The following is a 17900-nucleotide window of genomic DNA, read 5'->3' as shown; positions in this document are numbered from 1 at the left end:
GTTAAAACCTTCGTAATGCTTTATTTTATTGACTTTACTGGCCAGGCGGCAGCTTGCAGCAGTCGCCCGCGTTGGCTGGTTCATCGTTGCTCGCGTCCAGCACAACCTTCCACGCGCCATCCGGCTCTTTTCGCCAAATGGTCAGATAGCGCCCCGACGTAACCTTCGAGTTACCATCCGCATCGCGGCTGTGTCCTTCATAGTGACCCCACGTGTAGCCCATGTCTCCGGTCGCGCTCATCACCGCATCCGTCGGAGTCCACAAAAGCTGGTAATCCTTCGGAGACCAGGTAGCTTGTTTGGCAATAGCATCGCGTCCATGAACCGGCGCCTGGCCGTTTGCCAGCGACACCCCGTCCTCGGCAAACCAGGTCGCAAAGGCCTTGCCCCCGCCCTCAGCCGTTGCTTTGGCAAACTTCGCCTCGAGGTCGAAGAGAATCGCTTTTCCGGGTCTCATCGTCGTATCCGCCAGCGGGTTCGGGACATCCGTCGCAGCCCCCGGCGTAAGCACGCCGCTGCCCAGCACCTGGCCCATCGCCTGCCGGACGAGAGCAGGCGATCCCGCCATTAAAATCAAAGCCAATATTCCAACCCGACCAATTTTCATCTCGCCCCGATCTCGCCCTCATCTGCGCCAGTCCGCACCCATATCCTACCGCAAACAAAATCTGCTCTCCGCACTCGAAATGCAGCGTCCTATATGTGACTATTGCTGCAACGACGTCGTCGAACGTTTGAGCCTGTGCGAAGTCAAAATTGCAGAATTGTTATAATCAGGGAGGCCTTGGCTGCCTCAAGACCCCTGCGTGGTGGGGTCTTTTTCTTTCGGTCTTGATTTTTCGCCCTCCCGGTTGGGAAGGCGGTGCCGTACTCAGCCAATGCCGAACGACCTCGTCCCGAGTCAGTCCCGAAATGGACGCGGAAGGAAGCTGAATGGCGACACTGTTAGACACCATCCAATCGGCGCAGGATCTGAAGCGCCTCACCCCCGCTCAACTGGAAACCCTGGCGGCCGAGATCCGCGAGTTTCTGATCCACACGCTGTCCCGCACCGGAGGTCACCTCGGCCCCAACCTCGGCGTGGTCGAGCTCACCATGGCCCTGCACATCGCCTTCAACACCCCGGAAGACAAGATAACCATGGACGTCAGCCACCAGGCCTACGTCCACAAGATCCTCACCGGCCGTCGTCAACAATTTGATACCATCCGCCAGCCCGGCGGCCTCAACGGCTTCATGCTGCGCACCGAGAGCGAGCACGACGCCTATGGAGCCGGCCACGCAGGCACCGCACTCTCCGCCGCCCTCGGTATGGCCGTGGCCCGCGACCTCAACGGCGGCAGCAACCACGTCGTCGCCCTCGCCGGAGACGCCGCCTTCACCAACGGCATCTCATACGAGGCGCTCAATAACATTGCCGAGCAGACCAAGCGCCTGATCGTCGTTCTCAATGACAACGAGTGGTCCATCGACCGCAACGTCGGTGCAATCGCCGGATACTTCCATCGCATCGTCACCAACGAGCGCTACAAGCACCTCCACGACTCCGCCACCCGCCTGCTCGAACGCTTCGGCGGCAAAGCTGTCGTCCATGTCGCCCGCAAAGCCGAAGAAGCAGCTAAAGGCATGCTCTGGCCCTCCATGCTATTCGAGGAATTCGGCCTCAAATACTACGGCCCCATCGACGGCCACAATCTCCCGCTGCTCATCGAGACCTTCAAATTCCTCAAGACAGAAAACAGGCCCGTCCTCCTGCACGTCTTGACACAAAAAGGCAAAGGCTTCCAGCCAGCCCTCGACGGCCAGAAGAAATTCCACGGTCTCGGCCCGTACAACCCCGCAACCGGCGAAACAAAGCCCGTTGGACAGGTCACCTACTCCGAAGTCTTCGCCGATACCCTCGTTCAACTCGCCAACGAGGACGAAAAAGTCGTCGCCATCACCGCAGCCATGCCCAACGGCACCGCGCTCGACCACTTCCGGCCGCACCATCCCAAGCGCTACTTCGATGTCGGCATCGCCGAGGAGCACGCCGTCATCTTCGCCGCCGGAATGGCCACCCAGGGCTTCAAGCCTGTCTGCGCCATTTACTCGACATTCCTCCAGCGCGCTTTTGATCCCATCGTCCACGACGTCTGCCTGCAAAAGCTGCCCGTCGTCTTCTGCATGGACCGTGCCGGCCTCTCAGGCGACGACGGCCCCACCCATCACGGCCTCTTCGACATCGGCTATCTGCGTGACATTCCCGAGATCGTCGTCATGGCTCCCAAAGACGAAGACGAACTGGCCGACATGATGCTAACCGCCCTGCAAATCCCCGGCCCCAGCGCCATTCGCTACCCTCGCGGAGTCGTCGCCGGCGTCGCTCGCAAACCCCGCCCCGCGCTACTGCCCGTCGGCAAAGCCGAGGTGCTGGCGAATGGCTCCGACGTGGCTATCTTTGGCCTCGGTCCCATGATCGTCATGGCGCAGGAACTTGCCTCGCGCCTCGACAGCGAGGGCTACTCCGCCGCAGTCATCAACCCGCGCTTCATTAAGCCTCTCGACCTCGAAGCCATCGAACGATTCGCTCGCCGCGCCAGCGCCTTCGTGACCTTTGAAGATCACGTTCTCAGCGGCGGCTTCGGCTCTGCGATCATCGAAGCGCTGAACCAGCTCGGGCTTAGCGTTCCCGTAGTTCGCATCGGCTGGCCAGACCAGTTCATCGAACACGGCAAAGTCGACCAGCTTCGCGCCCGCTACGGCATCACCGCCGACGCCGCGTATGCGCAGCTCCAGCCTTGGCTGGCTGGGATCAGGCATCGCACGCGTGTCGCAATCTGACGGCGAGTTCGTCAAATCTTTCGTTGCACTCCTGCCGCAATCAGCAGGAGCGTAGCGCTCTGCGATGATAAACCTGTAGTGGGCCGCAACAACTGCTTCGGAAGTCCCAAAGAGGACAACGGAAGACAACCCGATCAAGTTGAATCAACCGAGCGGATGATTTAGGCGCCGCCACCTATTGGTGTCGCCATGCAACAATATGAGGAACACCCTCAAGATGCCACCTCTTACGCGAAGAATGCCGCGATTGTTGCCGGGCCTGTTCAATCCAAGATTGATCCCAAAATCAATTCTGGGATCTCTGTGCGCGATCTTCGTGGCGCCTGCGATTTGTTTCCCGGCTCAGGCCCTGAGTCCAAAAGCCTCCACGCACGCCTCGCAACTCGCCCCACCTAAATCAATTCCCGCGCCACCGCTCGTCCTGGCTGGCGGAACAATCATTGACGTCACCAATTGGGGCCACTCCGCCAACGATATCCCGGACGCCATCGTCTACATCCGCGACGGGCACATCCTCGCCGTCGGTCCCCGTTCTGCCTTGCCCATCCCCAAGGGCTCGCGCGTCATCGATTGCACCGGAAAATTCCTCATTCCCGGCCTCATCGATGGCTTCGCCGGTATGAACAGCCAGGGCCAGGCCAATGCTAACCTCTACATGGGCGTCACGACGGTCGTAGCCAGCAGCGACGAGCGCCGCGGCCACGTCGATCAGCAAGCGAACCCCACCCCTCACCTCTATCTCGTCGACAGCATCGGCTCTACCGACGATTTCAGCCTGCTCATCAGCCAACCTGGGTGGGCTAGGAAGCTCGCCGACCCGAAAGGCTCTCCAGGCCACTCTGTCGAGTTAAGCCCGGACGACACCGCCCGCCAACTCGCCGACACCGCCAAACTCGGCACGCGAGTCCTATGGCTGGGTCATGATCTAACCGCAGCCAACACCCAATGGATCATCGAGCACGCCCATCAGATGGGCCTCATCACCTACGGCGAGTTCGTTTCAACTCCCTACCGAGTCGCGATTCAAGCCGGCGTCGATGCTCTCCTGCACATGAGCCGGTATGAACTCGGCGTCATCCCCGACGAACTCCAGCAACCGCTCATGGATGACCCCGAAGGCTCAGCCAGCCGCACCGCCTACGGTTACGCCGAGCGTCTGCCGCCCACCGACTACCGCCTGCGCCTCTACGCCCAGTTTCTCGCCGCGCACCCAACCGCGCTGATGCCCACCTTCAGCCTCTATTACCTGCGCCTGCCCGGTCATCGCAATCTCTGGAAAGAACCTGCAGCGCAACTGCTTGACCCACGGGACCTGAATTTTCCGCCCGATCCAAAGACCGGCGAGGCCGTCTACCCAATCCCGTCTTGGGGCCGCCACCTGCCGATGGCGTCCCAACGATGGCTGCAAGAGAATGTGCGCAAGAAGGCCGATCTGGAAGCCTCGAAACTCTGGGCCATCAACCAGGCCATCTTCGAGGCGTATCCGCACTACCTGGCCGCCAGCGGAGCATCCGCAATGGGCACCATGCCCGGCATCTCCATGCACACCGAGTTGGAGATGCTGGTGCGCCTCGGCCTGTCCCCGCGCGAAGCACTCGCCGCCGCCACCAATAACTACGCCGATCAATTTCACTGGACCGAACTCGGCCAGATCACCGCAGGCCGCCGTGCCGACATCCTCATCCTCGACGCCGATCCAACCGTCAACATCTGGAACGCCCGCCGCATCAACACAATCCTGCTGGACGGCAACCAGATCGACCGCGAACCGCTCTTAAAGAAATAGCCTGACTGGGTAACTTGACTGCCTACTTCTTCTGGCCCTTCTGCGCCTCCAGAAAACGCCGCATTCGATCCAGCGTGCGAGCCTTCCCAAAGACAATCACGCTCTCCAGCAGCGGCGGACTCATCGTGCCGCCCGTAACAATCGCACGCAGCAGCATGAAGTTCTCCTTGACCGACCACTGCTTTTCTTCGCCCAGCTTCTTGAGTGTCGGCTCTAGCGCCTCGGTCGACCAATCGACAGCTTCAAGCACAGCAAGCTGCTCTGCGGCAAACGCCAGCGTCTCCTCCAGCGTCCGCTTCTTCGGCAGAAACACCTCCTGCACCGGAAGTATGTTGTCTGCAAAGAAAAAGTGCGTCAGATCGCCAAACTGTCCCAGCGTCTCAACCCGCGTCTGAACAAGCCCTGCAATCTCGCTGAGATAGGTATCCGAAAGCACCGTCGAACGCAGCGCCGCATAAAAATCCGCAGGCGCAAGCGCTCGAATATACTCGCCATTCAGCCACTTCAGCTTGGTTAGATCAAAGACCGGCCCTGCCGTGCGGATATTCTTCACATCGAAATGCTCCACCATCTCAGCCAGCGTGAATTTCTCAGTCGCGTTGTTGATGTCGGCAGGCATCCCGCCGCCCATCAATCCCAGAAAGTTCAGCACAGCCTCAGGCAGAAACCCCGCCTGGCGGTAATACACCAGCGAAACAGGATTCTTCCGCTTCGAGATCTTCGATTTGTCCAGATTACGCAGCAGCGGCATATGCCAGAACCGCGGAATCGGCCATCCAAAGGCCTGGTATAGCAGCACATGCTTCGGCGTGGAAGAAATCCATTCCTCCGCGCGAATCACATCGGTGATCTGCATCAGGTAGTCGTCCACCACGTTCGCCAGATGATACGTCGGAAAACCATCCGACTTCATCAGCACCTGATCGTCCACATTGAAGTGATCGAAGGTGATCTCGCCGCGCAACTCGTCCGTAAACGTAGTCGATCCTTCCGTCGGCACCTTCATGCGAATCACAAACGGCTTCTGCGCCGCAAGATTCTCCTCAATCTGCGCTGCACTCAGCGCCCGGCATGTCCCCGCATAGCGCGGAGGCAGCTTCGCCGCCATCTGCTGCTTGCGGCTCGCTTCCAGTTCTTCAGCCGTGCAGAAGCAGCGGTAAGCAGTACCGTTCGCCAGCAGCATCTCCGCGTGCTTGCGATAAATCTCCGTCCGCTCCGACTGGCGGTACGGCCCATAAGGACCGCCAACATCCGGACCCTCATCCCACGCAAGGCCCAGCCAGCGCAACGCGTCAAAGATCATCTGTTCGCTGGTCCCCACAAAGCGGGCGCGATCCGTGTCCTCAATGCGCAGCACAAACTGCCCGCCGCGCTGCCGCGCGTAAAGATAGTTCACAAGGCCGATGTAAGCCGTTCCAACGTGAGGATCACCCGTGGGTGAAGGAGCGATTCGAACGCGAATAGGAGCAGGGGATGAGTTCAGTTCTGTCATGATTACCAACTCTTGATGTTAGCAGGGAGACGCCTGGGGCGCCCGCCTGACAGATCGGCTTGACCAACTTGACCAACTACGAGAATCAGTTCACAATGAAGTCAACGCGACCTGCTAGAGGAGGCTGCAATGGCCAGCACGCAGTTCAATCTCTACGAAGCCAAGACCCAGCTCTCCAGCCTCGTCGAGCGCGCCGCCCACGGCGAAGAAATCATCATCGCCAAAGGCGGCAAACCCCTGGCCAAGCTTGTCCCGATAGGCCCCGAATCTATTTCTCCGCGAGAACCTGGCGGAAATTACCTCGGCATAACGTATCTGGCAGATGATTTCGACGCGCCGTTGCCGGATGAAGTCCTGCGCGACTTCGGTCTTTGAACCGATGAAGATCCTGCTCGATACACATATCTTCCTTTGGTGGACTCAAAACGATTCTCGTTTGCAAAGCGTGCATCGAGACGCCATCCGTCTGCCGGAGAACCAGATCTATGTGAGTGCAGCCAGCGCATGGGAGATTGGCATCAAGCGCAAAATCGGCAAGCTGGCTTTCGCCGGTTCTATTGCAGATGCGATTGCCAAGTATCGTTTTGAAGCGTTAGCGATTTCTGTAGAACATGCGGAGACCGCAGGCAGTCTGCCTGCGATTCACACCGACCCATTTGACCGTCTGCTCGTTGCTCAGACATATCTGGAAAGCATAACGCTCGTCACCGTGGACGAACAGATTCTGCGCTACCAGGTACCGCATTTATGAGCTACTCCACCGGCACTCCATCCAGCGAAAGCAACCGCCCCACCGGATACAACCCGACGCGATTCTCCAGAAACCACGGCGACCGCTCATAAAAGAACTCCAGCCTCGCCTCCGGACTCGCTGCAAATTGCGCGTCGTTCATTACTCGCTTCTCAAACTCCGCCTTCAGCGCGGGATCTTTCGCCATCATCTCCCGCGCCAGTTTCTCCAGCACATATCCCTCGCCGTACTCCCGCTGCTCAAAGATCGGGTCAAACAATCCCCACCGCATCGCCGAGTCCGGAGCCTCCGGCTCCAGCCAGTGAATCGCCACCTTCGAAAGCCGCTGATTCAGCGCTACCACCACCGAACCCGCAGGAAAACTGGCCGTTTCCGTCGTCAGCGAGCAATTGCCGAACTTCCCCGGCTCATTACCAGCGCCTTCTCCCGCAAAGATCGGATGCCGCCCCTCAAACGGCGGTCCCTGCCACACCATTCCATCGCAGTGGTAACGCTCAACCTTGCCTGTCCAATCGGCAGTTGTGTGCCGCATTACCACATCATGCGCGGCAAGCACATCGATCACATGCGTCCATTGCCGTGGAATGATATAAGCCGCGGGTGGAGTAGTTGCGACAGATACCTTGACTCCGGTTGCAAACGGCAGCGTGGCATTCCAGGGCTCATGCGAATAACTCACCCACATTGTCCCGGAAACCGCGCTCAATTCCCGCGTGTACTTATATCCACGAAAGAGAAATGGTGTCGTCTCGCCGTTCCACTCCAGCTTCAAAGGAAACTTCGAGTTATCCAGTGGATGCGCACCCAGCTTCGCCGCATCCTTATCGGCCTGCGCATTCAAAGCGATCAACTTTGCCGCATCCTGGTTCATTACTTCCAGCAGAGCCCGCAGTATCTCGTAGTTTCCCGTAACCCGCGTCTTGTAATCTTTCAGCATATGCAGCTCGACAAGCATCCCCGGCCGATTTTCCAGTATGATCTGCCCCGTCGAAAACCGCGGAGGATTGTCGTTGAACCCTAATCCCTGCGCCGGATCGGTATCATCCATCAGCGTAATGTAAGTAGGCGAAGCCACATGCCCAGCCGCGTCCACCTGCCGTTCCAGTTCTGGTGTAACTGTCTCCCGAATCCACTTCGCCGTCGCCGGCGCAACATCCGGCCCGTCATCGATCGTATAAGTCACGTCATACTGAAAGTCCGCACCATCCGTAACATGGTCATCGACAAAGAAATCCGGAAGCCAGCGGTGAAATAACTTCAGGAAAGCCCGAGCCTCCGGCGTATCGGCCTTCATGTAATCGCGGTTCAGATTGAGATTCATCCCATTCCCGCGCCAACCCATCTCCTCCGGACCATTCTGATTGATCCGGTTATAAGGTGACCGCCTCTCATGCCCATCGATGTTATAAACAGGAATAAAGACGAATACCGCATGATCGAGCAGGGAAGCGCGGGACTTATTGACGACCATATCCCGCAAGAGCGCCAGACAGGCATCCTTGCCATCCATCTCTCCCGCATGGATCGCATTCTGCACCAACAGAATCACCCGCTCCGAAGCATGAATCGCCCCCGGATCGAAGACCCCATCCTTCGAAGCAATCACAATCTTCAGATCGCGCCCTTCGCCAGTTCTGCCAAAGTCTTCAATCTTCACCTGACCCGGCGCAGCAGCCGTAATCCGGTCGAGATACTTTAACGTCTCGGCATAATCCGGCGTAGTGCGATACTCGGATAACTCAGCCGGTGTCCGCCAGTCTTCATTCGCCTGACCGTACAGGGCAGGGAAGACCGAGCCCAGCACCAAAGCAATCGTAAGTACACGAATCCGCATGATCCCCCGGTATCTGTTCGCTGTTCCCCGATCTCTGTTCCCTGCCTTTAAGTAATGTCGTCCGTATCAAAGGCGGGCACGATCTCGGTCCGCTTCGGCACCCCATGTACCTGTGTTAGCAGATCCTCGACCACATCCTCCAACTCGCGCTGGCTCTGTATCACAGCCGACATGCTCTTAAGATCTTCAGGGTCACGCACCCGCTCCAGCAGCACTACGGCATGGCATTGCGCCACATGATCCAGGCCCAATCCCTCGGGAGTCTTGGCCTTGATGCTCACCTGATCGAGATCGATACACAGCAGCTCCGCCACCCGCACACGCATCTCCCCCGCAATCGGAGAAATCTTCGGCGCGGCGAGCACCAGGGTGGTGTCCACATTCACAATGCCGTATCCCGCATGTTGAATCTCTTCAATCGCCAGGTTCAAAAAAATCGCCGAATCCGCATCCTTCCATCGCGGATCGCCCGGAGGAAAAAAGCTGCCTATATCGCCCGCCGCCACCGCTCCAAGCAGCGCATCGGTAATCGCGTGCAGCAGTACGTCGCCATCGGAATGTCCAGCGAGCCCCTCAGGATGATCCAGCGTCAGCCCGCCAATGCGCAGCGGAACGCCCGGCTTGAATGCATGCGAATCCCAGCCAAAGCCAATACGTGTGTCCATGGTTTTTGTGACTTTCTCTTTCGGCTAACCTCGCTGGCGCAGGTAGAACTCCGCCAATGCCAGGTCGCCGGGTTGTGTGATCTTCAGATTAACCTGAGAGCCGGGTACAACGGCGACAGCGTGCCCGGCACGCTCCACCACACTGGCCTCATCCGTGCCGACAAAGCCATCGGCGGTCGCCTCCGCAAAGGCCCTGCGCAACAGTCCGCAACGAAACCCCTGCGGCGTCTGCGCCAGCACCACAAACTCCCGCGGAATCGTCGAGGTCACCAGCGCTCCATGAGCCGTGCGCTCTACCTGTTTCACCGTGTCAATCGCTGGTAAGCCCACAATCGCAGCGCCATGTTCCGCGACAGCATCGATCGTCCTTTCAATCGTCGCGGCGTCAATCAGCGGCCGCACGGCATCGTGAACCAGAACGATGTCTTCCTCGTCGCCGCCCCGTCCTTCGTTAATGGCATTCAGCGCGTTCACCACCGATTCCTGCCTGGTATCGCCGCCCTCCACCACAAAGACGCGCCCCGCAAATCCAAATTTCTCGCCATACTCGCCAACCTGCGACTCGACGCGCTCAATCTCGTTTCGCCGTACAGCCACGTAGATCGCCGTCACCCGCCGCGCCGCCGCAAAAGCCCGCAGCGAGTGGATCAGGATCGGCAAACCGTTCAATTCCAAAAACTGCTTGGGTTGAGACGCGGCCATCCGCGTCCCAACGCCTGCCGCCGGGAGTATGGCAAATACCTGCATAACCATCGGAGTATACAACGCGAGGCCTGGGAGACAGACTCCAGCCGCTGTAGCAACTGGATTTACCATCATCCAGTGGCAAATCCTGCTCCAATTCCCTCAATCCCGCTCGACACAACCATGCTCCCACCCGGCCTGCGCCTCGCCGTCGGCCTATCCGGCGGAGCTGATTCCGTAGCTCTGACTCGGGCGCTCGCCGCCCACGCGGCAGAACTGGGCATCGTCCTCCATGCCGCTCACCTCCACCACGGCCTGCGCGGCGTCGAGGCCGACCGCGACCAGCAATTTGCCGCCGAACTCGCCCAATCCCTCGGAATCCAGTTCCATACCCATCAGGTCGACACGGCAGCCGAAGCCACCCGAGCTCCCGAGACAGGCAAAAGCAGCGAATCAATCGAAGAAGCCGCCCGCCGCTTGCGCTACGCCTGGTTTCGCCAACTCATGGCCTCGCATCAAATCGACGCCGTCGCGACCGCCCACACCCTGGACGACCAGGCCGAAACCGTTCTCGGTAAATTCCTCCGCGGCGCCTGGACCGAGGGCCTATCCGGCATTCACCCCGTCGTCCAGTTTCCCGAAGGCCGCATTCTCCGCCTCATCCTCAGCGCCACGCGCTCCCAGGTCGAGTCCTACCTCGCCATCCTCGGCCAACCGTGGCGCGAAGATGCCTCGAACCAAGATCCCACCTATACCCGCAACCGCCTCCGCCACCAGCTTTTGCCTGAACTCGAACAATGGAACCCCCGCATCCGGGAACATCTCAACAACATGGCCACCCTCGCCCGTGACGAAGAAGCCTGGTGGGCATCGGAAATCGCCCGTCTCGCCCCGCAACTTCTCCTCTCTGGCCGTCCGGTCCGCGGAGGCGGCCGCGCCAGCACTGCCGATAGCGCCATCGCCATCGACACGGTACGCCTCGCCGCGCAACCCGTAGCCATGCAACGCCGTCTGCTCCGCCACGCCGCCGCCCAGCTAGGAGTTTCCCTCAGCTTCGACGCCGCCGAGTCCCTCCGCCAACTGGGACTCCAAGGCCGGTCAGGCCAACAACTCGCGCTTCCCGGCCCAATCACCGCCGAGCGCACTCCCCGCGAACTCCGCCTCGCGCCCCACTCCGCGAAAGCAGCCCGCTCCGCCAATCGAGCCGAATCCAGCCAACCTACCGAATTCCAGCTCCCCATCCCCGGCGAAACCACCGCATTCGGCCGCCGATTCCGCGCCCAGGCAGCCGGTGCCGTCGCGCCCGCCACCATCCGCAATTGGCGTCCCGGCGACCGGGTCACTCTTCGCTACTCCAGCGGCCCCCGCAAGATCAAGGAAGTCCTGGAGCGCCTCAAAGTCACCGGCACCGCCCGCGCCACATGGCCAGTCGTCGAATGGCAGGGCCAGATCATCTGGATGCAAGGCGCGGAGCTTGCGCCCCACTCCGAAATGACCATTACAGCCGAAGAGGAGTAGCGAAGATCGGAAAAATCTTCCCTCGCGAACAATAACTTTCGTAAAGTCATATTTTTCCGTCGATATAACGCCGATATACCCGGAAGCCGGGAACGAAATTGCGGAATATTCCGTTACCGAGATAGCTCGCAGGTTCCAGTCGCCAGCAAGCCAAGTCTTCCATTCCGATGGTTCTTTCGTTCTGCAGCCTGCCCCAAACGGACCACATGCGGAGTGCCAGATTTGCCCAGTTAGGAGTACAATCAGTGGACTGGCTGGTATGCGTCGAGCATGCTGTCTGATTGAATGGGGATTGTTTTCATCTTCCTGTTTCTTTCAGGCGTGTCAAGACGTCTAATGGGCAGCAAGCGGTTTGGGAGTCCCCACGCAATTCTCTCCCATGCCACAAAAAGGAGTCCTGGTGAATTCGACCGTTAAGACAATCATGTTCTGGGCATTCATCGTCATCTGTCTCGTGCTGCTCTTTGGAGTCGTGCAAAAGAGTGCCGTGATGGGCGGCAAAGAACAGGACATACCCTTCTCCGCGTTCCTTGAGAGGGTTCAGCAAGGCCAGGTGAATGACGTCTCCGTGCAGGGCATGGAAGTACACGGTCACTTGAAAGGCGACGGCAAGGAATCGACCCAATTCCACACCGAGGTCCCGAGCAACTACCCGAATATGTACGACCTCCTGAACGCGAACAAGGTTCAGACCACCATCAAGGACGCACAGGGCAACCTCTTCTGGCCGATCCTGCTCCAGATCGGACCCTTGGTCCTGATCCTCGGTATCTGGTTCTTCATCATGCGTCAGATGCAGTCCGGCGGAAACAAGGCCATGTCCTTCGGCAAGAGCCGCGCCCGCCTGCTCTCCATGCAGCAGAAGAAAGTGACCTTCAAGGATGTCGCTGGCGTTGACGAAGCCAAGGAAGAACTGAAAGAGATCATCGAGTATCTGCGCGAGCCCCAGCGCTTCCAGAAGCTCGGCGGTCGTATTCCCAAGGGCGTCCTGCTCGTCGGACCTCCCGGCACCGGCAAGACCCTGCTCGCCCGCGCTGTCGCAGGCGAAGCCAACGTTCCGTTCTTCTCCATCTCCGGCTCTGACTTCGTCGAGATGTTCGTCGGCGTCGGCGCAAGCCGTGTCCGCGATCTCTTCGAACAAGGTAAGAAGAACGCCCCCTGCATCATCTTCATCGACGAAATCGACGCCGTTGGCCGCCATCGCGGCGCAGGCCTCGGCGGCGGACACGATGAGCGTGAGCAAACCCTGAATCAGCTCCTCGTCGAAATGGACGGCTTCGAATCCAACGACGGCGTGATCCTTGTCGCCGCAACCAATCGTCCCGACGTCCTCGATCCAGCCCTTCTGCGCCCCGGCCGCTTCGACCGCCGCGTAGTCGTCGGCCTTCCCGATGTCCGTGGCCGCGAAGAAGTCCTGCGCGTCCACGTCAAGAAGGTTCCCGTCGCCGACGACGTCAACCTCAACGTCCTCGCCCGCGGAACACCTGGCTTCAGCGGCGCCGATCTGGCCAACATGGTCAACGAGGCTGCGTTGAACGCCGCCCGCGTAAACCGCAAGCAAGTCACCATGTACGACCTCGAGATCGCCAAGGACAAGGTCCTCATGGGTGCCGAGCGCAAGTCCATGCTGCTCACCGACGAAGAAAAGAAGGTCACCGCCTATCACGAGGCCGGTCATGCTCTCGTCTCCGTCCTTCGCGACCACACCGATCCCATCCACAAGGTCACCATCATCCCGCGTGGCATGGCCCTAGGCGTCACCGTCTACCTTCCCGGCGACCGCCACAACTATACCCGCGAGTACCTCGAAACCCGTCTGGCCACAGCCTACGGCGGACGTGTGGCGGAAGAGATTTTCCTCAGCCAGATGTCCACCGGCGCTGGCAGCGACATCGAACACGCAACCGATCTAGCCCGCCGCATGGTCTGCGAGTACGGCATGAGCCGCCTCGGTCCGCTGACATTCGGCAAAAAGGAAGAACAGATCTTCCTCGGACGCGAAATCGCCCAGCACCGTGACTTCTCCGAAGAAACGGCGCGCCAGATCGATCAGGAAGTTCGCCGCCTGATCGACGAGGCCTATCAATCCGCATACTCGCTCGTAGACGCCAACCAGCCCGCCATGCACCGCATTGCAAATGCTCTTCTGGAACGCGAGACCATCGACGCCGAAGAAGTTCGCATGTTGATCGAAGGCACCGAACTTCCCGAAGTCCGCTCATCCCTCGCATCGCCCAGCGATCAGGGCGGCGGCAGCGTTCAGCAAGTCCTGAAACCGGAGTCTGGACGCGGTGGCCCCGGCTTCCCCGAAGGTTCACCCTCCCCGGCATAACCCACGGAAGTATCAATCAACCCGTAAAGGCAACAATCAAAAGGCCATCCGCGAGGGTGGCCTTTTTGCATTCTCAGCGATCATTCCCAACAATCTAGGCCAGTACCATCGCCACCGCGCCCCCCGCAATCATCAACCCGCCCACCACCGCCCACGGCGACATCTTCTCTCCCAGAAAAACAACCGCAAACACCATCACCAGCACCACGCTCAACTTATCCAGCGGAGCCACCCGCGAAGCTGGCCCCAGTTGCAGCGCGCGAAAATAGCAAAGCCACGAAAGCCCCGTTCCCAGGCCCGAAAGCGCCAGAAACAGCCAGGCCCGCCCATCCACCTGCCGGATCTCCCCATGCTTGCCCAGCGCCAGCGCAATCGACCACGCAAATACGACGACCACCGTCGTCCGGATCGCCATCGCCAGGTTGGAATCGATATGCGCCACGCCAATCTTGGCCAGAATGGCGGTAGCAGCGGCAAACAATGCGGAAAGCAACGACCAGAAAATCCAGTTCATGGAAACATCCTACGCCGCACGCACCGGCTGTCTTAAACTGACATCATGCGCCCCGGCCGATCCAGCATGACCGCCCTGGCCGTCGCCAGCCGCCGCGCCGCCCACCTGATTCTTGATAGCCCCGCAATCCTCGACGATCCCTTCGCCGTGCCGCTCCTCGGAACTGCCTTCCACGCCGATCCGGTGCGCCACGCCGACCCCAGGGCGCGAGCTTTTCGCGCCTTCATCGTTGCCCGCAGCCGCTACGCCGAAGACAACCTGGCCTTTGCCGTCGCCGCCGGTGCAACCCAGTACGTCGTCCTCGGCGCCGGTCTCGACACCTTCGCCTGCCGCAATCCCTTCCCAAATCTCGCAGTCTTCGAAGTCGACTTTCCCGCCACTCAGGAGTGGAAGCGAGGCATGTTGCGTTCTGCGGCTATCCCGGAACCGGCCAATCTCACTTTTGTCCCTCTCGATTTCGAACACCGCACCTTAAAGGATGGCCTCGCCGAAGGCGGCTTCCACGCCAATCTTCCAACCTTCTTCAGTTGGCTGGGAGTCGTGCCCTACCTCACTCTTCCCGCTTTCCGTTCGACCCTCGATCTGATCGCGGCCATGCCCGTAGGCAGCGGCATCACCTTCGACTACGCCCTCTCGGACGAAGAACTCAGCCCCACCCTTCAGCGTGCCCGCAAATCCCTGGCCGCCCGCGTAGCCGCCGCCGGAGAACCATTCCGTCTCTTTTTCCGTTCAGAACAGATGGAAAACGAACTCAGATCCGCCGGCTTTCAGCGAACCGAGCAACTCGATTCCATCGAAATCAATCAGCGCTACTTCTCTAATCGCTCCGACGGCCTCGCGCTTCCTGAAGAAGGCCTCGGCAAACTCGCCACAGCCTGGGTTGAATGATCCTGCTTCAATAGACTGAATCTGGGTGGCCCATTCTTGGCGCGCTCTTTGCGCCAAGGGTGGGATTGCGCTGAATCCATAAATCCGCAGGTACACTAAAAAGAGTCATGCGCAGGTCCGCCGTCCTTATCTCCATCGCTGCATTTCTCCTCGGCCTGACCGCCTGTGGCTACCACGCCGTCGGTTCCGCCACCCACCTGCCGCCCGGTACAAAGACCCTCGCCGTTCCCGTCTTCGCGACCCGAACCAATTCCAACCGCACCGAAATCGAAATGACCACGGCAGTCATTCGCGAATTCGCCACGCGCACCCGCCTCGTCGTCACTCCCAACGACAACTCCGATGCCGACGCCACTCTCCACGGCACCATCCTGAGCCAGACCGTCGCTCCACTGAACTACAACTCCCAGACGCAGCAGTCTTCGAGCTACCTGATCACCCTCGTAGCCGCCGTTACTCTCAAGGCGCGCGACGGCCGCGTCCTTTACCAGAACAACAACTACGTCTTCCGCCAGGAATATCAGGCCACCACCGATCTACCCAGCTTCCTCGACGAAAGCCCAGCCGCCGTCCAGCGTCTCTCCCGCGACTTCGCCCGCGCCCTCGTTGCGGATGTTCTGGAAAGCTTTTGACCAAAGCCGAAAAATCGCAGCGCGAATGGTAATCACCCCAATTCCGCCCCAGATTTCCACCGCCCGCCGACCCCGGCAACAGGTATCCTTAAACCAATGAATCCGGGACACATCGCCGAGGGCCATTTTCAATGAGCACATCGCGTCCCGGAGTCGGCTTCGCCGCCGCAGACCGCTTCACCGCCGATATCGCCGCCGCAGCCACCAATAACAGCGCGCTTAAACCCGGCTACGTCCTCGTCGGCGACGAAACCTTCCTCTACGAGCGCTGCCGCAAAGCCGTCCTCAAAGCCTTCGTCCCCGAAGACCTGCGCGACTTCTGCCTCTCTGAACTCGACCTGACCGAGCATTCCATCTTCGAAATCCTGGATCGCGCCCGCACCCCGTCTCTCATGGCGCCATTCCAGGTCGTCTTCGTCCGCAACCTCAAGCAGCTCTACACCCGCGGCGCAAAAAAAGACGAGTTCGCCGAAATCAACCGCTACTTCGCGTCGCCCAACCCGCAGGCGCTCATTCTGTTCATCGCCGACCACCTGCGCATCCCCGCCGACCCGCGGCGCATGGACATGGAAGACAAAAATCGCTTCGAGCGCCTGCGCGAAACCCTCGGTGACCACTGCGGCATTGTCGAGCTGGCCCGCGTCGAAGACTCCGATGCCATGCGCTGGGTCGCCGCCACCGCTCAGGAGCAGGGCACAAAGATGGACCCCGACGCTGTCCGCGAACTCGTCGACGCCCTCGGCTCCGACATGATGCTCATCGCCTCCGAACTAGAAAAGCTTCTGCTCTTCAGCTACGGTCGCGGCCGCATCACCCTCGGTGACGTGGAAACCATGGTCTTGAGCGCCAAGCAGCGCTCTTTATACGAACTCACAGACGCCATCAGCGCCAAGGACCGCCCCCGCGCTCTGGCTCTGCTGCATGGCTTGTTGAATAGTTCCGAGGCTGGCGAAGAAGCCGCTATTGGCCATCTCTATATGCTGGCTCGCACCTTCCGCCAGATGCTTGTAATTTTAGAGAAGAACGTCCGTGATTCCCGAGCCATCTGGCAGGCGCTCTGGCAAGGCTTCCGAATGCCGCCCTTCGCCGCCGATGATTTGATCCGTCAGGCCCGCCGTTACAAGAGCCGCCGCGATCTGAGCCGCGCCTTGCGCCTAATCGCCCGCGCCGACCTCGAACTCCGCTCCTCGCCACCCGACAAGCGCCTCGTTCTGGAGCGCCTGATTTACGATCTGGCCAGCGAACCCAAGCCCTTCACGCCCGCCTATATCTCGCCGCAACTTACGTTTGAAGGCTAATTCGACCAGTTTTGGCTGTGTCAGTGATTTGGGCTCGGTAGGTCTTCGATGACTAGAACATCGGCGATAGGCACACTGGTGTGTTTCTCGATAACTGCCTGAATTGTTCGCTCCGTGGCCGCCGACGAGTCGTCCCAGTTGTTCTGATTCCAACGATGGCCGTCCACGAAATCGAGTACAACGAAAGGTCTCTCGATGAACTTGTTGTGCTTGCCCAAGACTCCTCGGATGAGACCAACTTGGCGGATATTCATGTAAGAGTGAACGGTTGGTCTCGCGAAAGCGTACCCGAATTCGTGAATGCCGTCATCGCCAAAGGTAGTGTGCATATTTAAGGCAAGAACGGTCAATACGCCAATTGGAAGTGTGATCAGGAGCGACAGCCACCGGAGAGCACTGCGCGCATCGTAATATATGATCCCACCACGGGATTTCTTGGGTTGCCTGCTGTCCCAGTCGGCATAAAGGTTAACCATTGTATGGCCAACGAAGAGAGCCCATACCTGAAGAGTGATCTCAAAACATAGACTGACTGCCCCAAAGCCAGCAAAAAACCAGCAGATGACAGGCTGACATGGGACTCGAAATCCAAGAATTCCGTCGGAGTTCGTGAGCGATTGAGTGATCGCCGCAAACGAGGCGTGGGCAGCGAAGAGGAATGCAAGCCCAGACGGTATACAGCA

At 59.5% G+C, this 17900-nt stretch carries 16 protein-coding genes; 9 read left to right on the top strand and 7 right to left on the bottom strand.

What is annotated here, in order from left to right; translation table 11 throughout:
* Window positions 1-34: 34 nt before the first annotated feature.
* Window positions 35-568 carry a YybH family protein gene (locus OHL23_RS13155; protein WP_263352340.1) on the bottom strand — a complete coding sequence of 178 codons (534 nt, stop codon included), beginning with the start codon at window positions 566-568 and terminating at the stop codon, window positions 35-37.
* A gap of 365 nt (window positions 569-933) precedes the next feature.
* Here OHL23_RS13155 and dxs point away from each other — a divergent pair, with 365 nt between their 5' ends.
* Window positions 934-2823, top strand: a complete 1890-nt coding sequence (dxs, locus tag OHL23_RS13150) for a 1-deoxy-D-xylulose-5-phosphate synthase (protein ID WP_263352339.1) — start codon at window positions 934-936, stop codon at window positions 2821-2823.
* 316 nt (window positions 2824-3139) lie between these two features.
* Window positions 3140-4609, top strand: coding sequence for an amidohydrolase family protein (locus OHL23_RS13145; protein ID WP_263352338.1), 1470 nt, complete (start codon window positions 3140-3142; stop codon window positions 4607-4609).
* Between the two features lie 22 nt (window positions 4610-4631).
* On the opposite strand, the gene gltX is transcribed toward OHL23_RS13145, so the two are convergent.
* Entirely contained in the window at window positions 4632-6101 is a 1470-nt protein-coding gene (gene gltX, locus OHL23_RS13140; protein ID WP_263352337.1) for a glutamate--tRNA ligase, read from the bottom strand.
* A 129-nt stretch (window positions 6102-6230) separates the two neighbouring features.
* Between gltX and OHL23_RS13135 the strand changes: the two genes are divergently transcribed.
* Both OHL23_RS13135 and OHL23_RS13130 read left to right on the top strand, forming a co-directional pair.
* The gene (locus OHL23_RS13135) at window positions 6231-6476 is read left to right on the top strand and encodes a type II toxin-antitoxin system Phd/YefM family antitoxin (RefSeq protein WP_263352336.1); all 246 of its coding nucleotides are present in this window, start codon (window positions 6231-6233) and stop codon (window positions 6474-6476) included.
* Entirely contained in the window at window positions 6448-6852 is a 405-nt protein-coding gene (locus tag OHL23_RS13130) for a type II toxin-antitoxin system VapC family toxin (protein ID WP_263352335.1), read from the top strand. Before OHL23_RS13135 ends, OHL23_RS13130 begins: the two co-directional genes overlap by 29 nt.
* Window position 6853: 1 nt before the next feature.
* On the opposite strand, the gene OHL23_RS13125 is transcribed toward OHL23_RS13130, so the two are convergent.
* From OHL23_RS13125 to ispD, 3 genes are read right to left on the bottom strand one after another with little or no spacing between them, the layout of a single operon-like run.
* Window positions 6854-8686 carry a M14 family metallopeptidase gene (locus OHL23_RS13125; RefSeq protein ID WP_263352334.1) on the bottom strand — a complete coding sequence of 611 codons (1833 nt, stop codon included), beginning with the start codon at window positions 8684-8686 and terminating at the stop codon, window positions 6854-6856.
* A 47-nt stretch (window positions 8687-8733) separates the two neighbouring features.
* A complete protein-coding gene (gene ispF / locus OHL23_RS13120; RefSeq protein WP_263352333.1) occupies window positions 8734-9351 on the bottom strand; it encodes a 2-C-methyl-D-erythritol 2,4-cyclodiphosphate synthase in 618 nt (205 codons plus the stop codon).
* 24 nt (window positions 9352-9375) lie between these two features.
* On the bottom strand, window positions 9376-10098 hold the full coding sequence (ispD, locus tag OHL23_RS13115; RefSeq protein WP_263353239.1) for a 2-C-methyl-D-erythritol 4-phosphate cytidylyltransferase: 723 nt from the start codon (window positions 10096-10098) through the stop codon (window positions 9376-9378).
* Between the two features lie 75 nt (window positions 10099-10173).
* Between ispD and tilS the strand changes: the two genes are divergently transcribed.
* On the top strand, window positions 10174-11553 hold the full coding sequence (tilS, locus tag OHL23_RS13110; protein ID WP_263352332.1) for a tRNA lysidine(34) synthetase TilS: 1380 nt from the start codon (window positions 10174-10176) through the stop codon (window positions 11551-11553).
* Between the two features lie 400 nt (window positions 11554-11953).
* Window positions 11954-13885, top strand: a complete 1932-nt coding sequence (gene ftsH, locus OHL23_RS13105) for an ATP-dependent zinc metalloprotease FtsH (RefSeq protein ID WP_263352331.1) — start codon at window positions 11954-11956, stop codon at window positions 13883-13885.
* Between the two features lie 94 nt (window positions 13886-13979).
* Here the strand turns inward: ftsH and OHL23_RS13100 are convergent, their stop codons facing one another.
* Window positions 13980-14399, bottom strand: a complete 420-nt coding sequence (locus tag OHL23_RS13100) for an EamA family transporter (RefSeq protein ID WP_263352330.1) — start codon at window positions 14397-14399, stop codon at window positions 13980-13982.
* Window positions 14400-14465: 66 nt separating this feature from the next.
* On the opposite strand from OHL23_RS13100, the gene OHL23_RS13095 reads away from it, so the two are divergent.
* From OHL23_RS13095 to holA, 3 genes are all read left to right on the top strand, one after another.
* On the top strand, window positions 14466-15287 hold the full coding sequence (locus OHL23_RS13095) for a class I SAM-dependent methyltransferase (RefSeq protein WP_263352329.1): 822 nt from the start codon (window positions 14466-14468) through the stop codon (window positions 15285-15287).
* Window positions 15288-15394: 107 nt separating this feature from the next.
* A complete protein-coding gene (lptE, locus tag OHL23_RS13090) occupies window positions 15395-15919 on the top strand; it encodes an LPS assembly lipoprotein LptE (RefSeq protein ID WP_263352328.1) in 525 nt (174 codons plus the stop codon).
* 131 nt (window positions 15920-16050) lie between these two features.
* Window positions 16051-17217 carry a DNA polymerase III subunit delta gene (gene holA, locus OHL23_RS13085; protein WP_263352327.1) on the top strand — a complete coding sequence of 389 codons (1167 nt, stop codon included), beginning with the start codon at window positions 16051-16053 and terminating at the stop codon, window positions 17215-17217.
* Window positions 17218-17237: 20 nt separating this feature from the next.
* On the opposite strand, the gene OHL23_RS13080 is transcribed toward holA, so the two are convergent.
* The gene (locus tag OHL23_RS13080; protein ID WP_263352326.1) at window positions 17238-17435 is read right to left on the bottom strand and encodes a hypothetical protein; all 198 of its coding nucleotides are present in this window, start codon (window positions 17433-17435) and stop codon (window positions 17238-17240) included.
* Between the last annotated feature and the right edge of the window lie 465 nt (window positions 17436-17900).

This window comes from Acidicapsa acidisoli (assembly GCF_025685625.1).
Classification (GTDB): domain Bacteria; phylum Acidobacteriota; class Terriglobia; order Terriglobales; family Acidobacteriaceae; genus Acidicapsa; species Acidicapsa acidisoli.
This window is presented reverse-complemented; position numbering and strand designations above follow the sequence as displayed.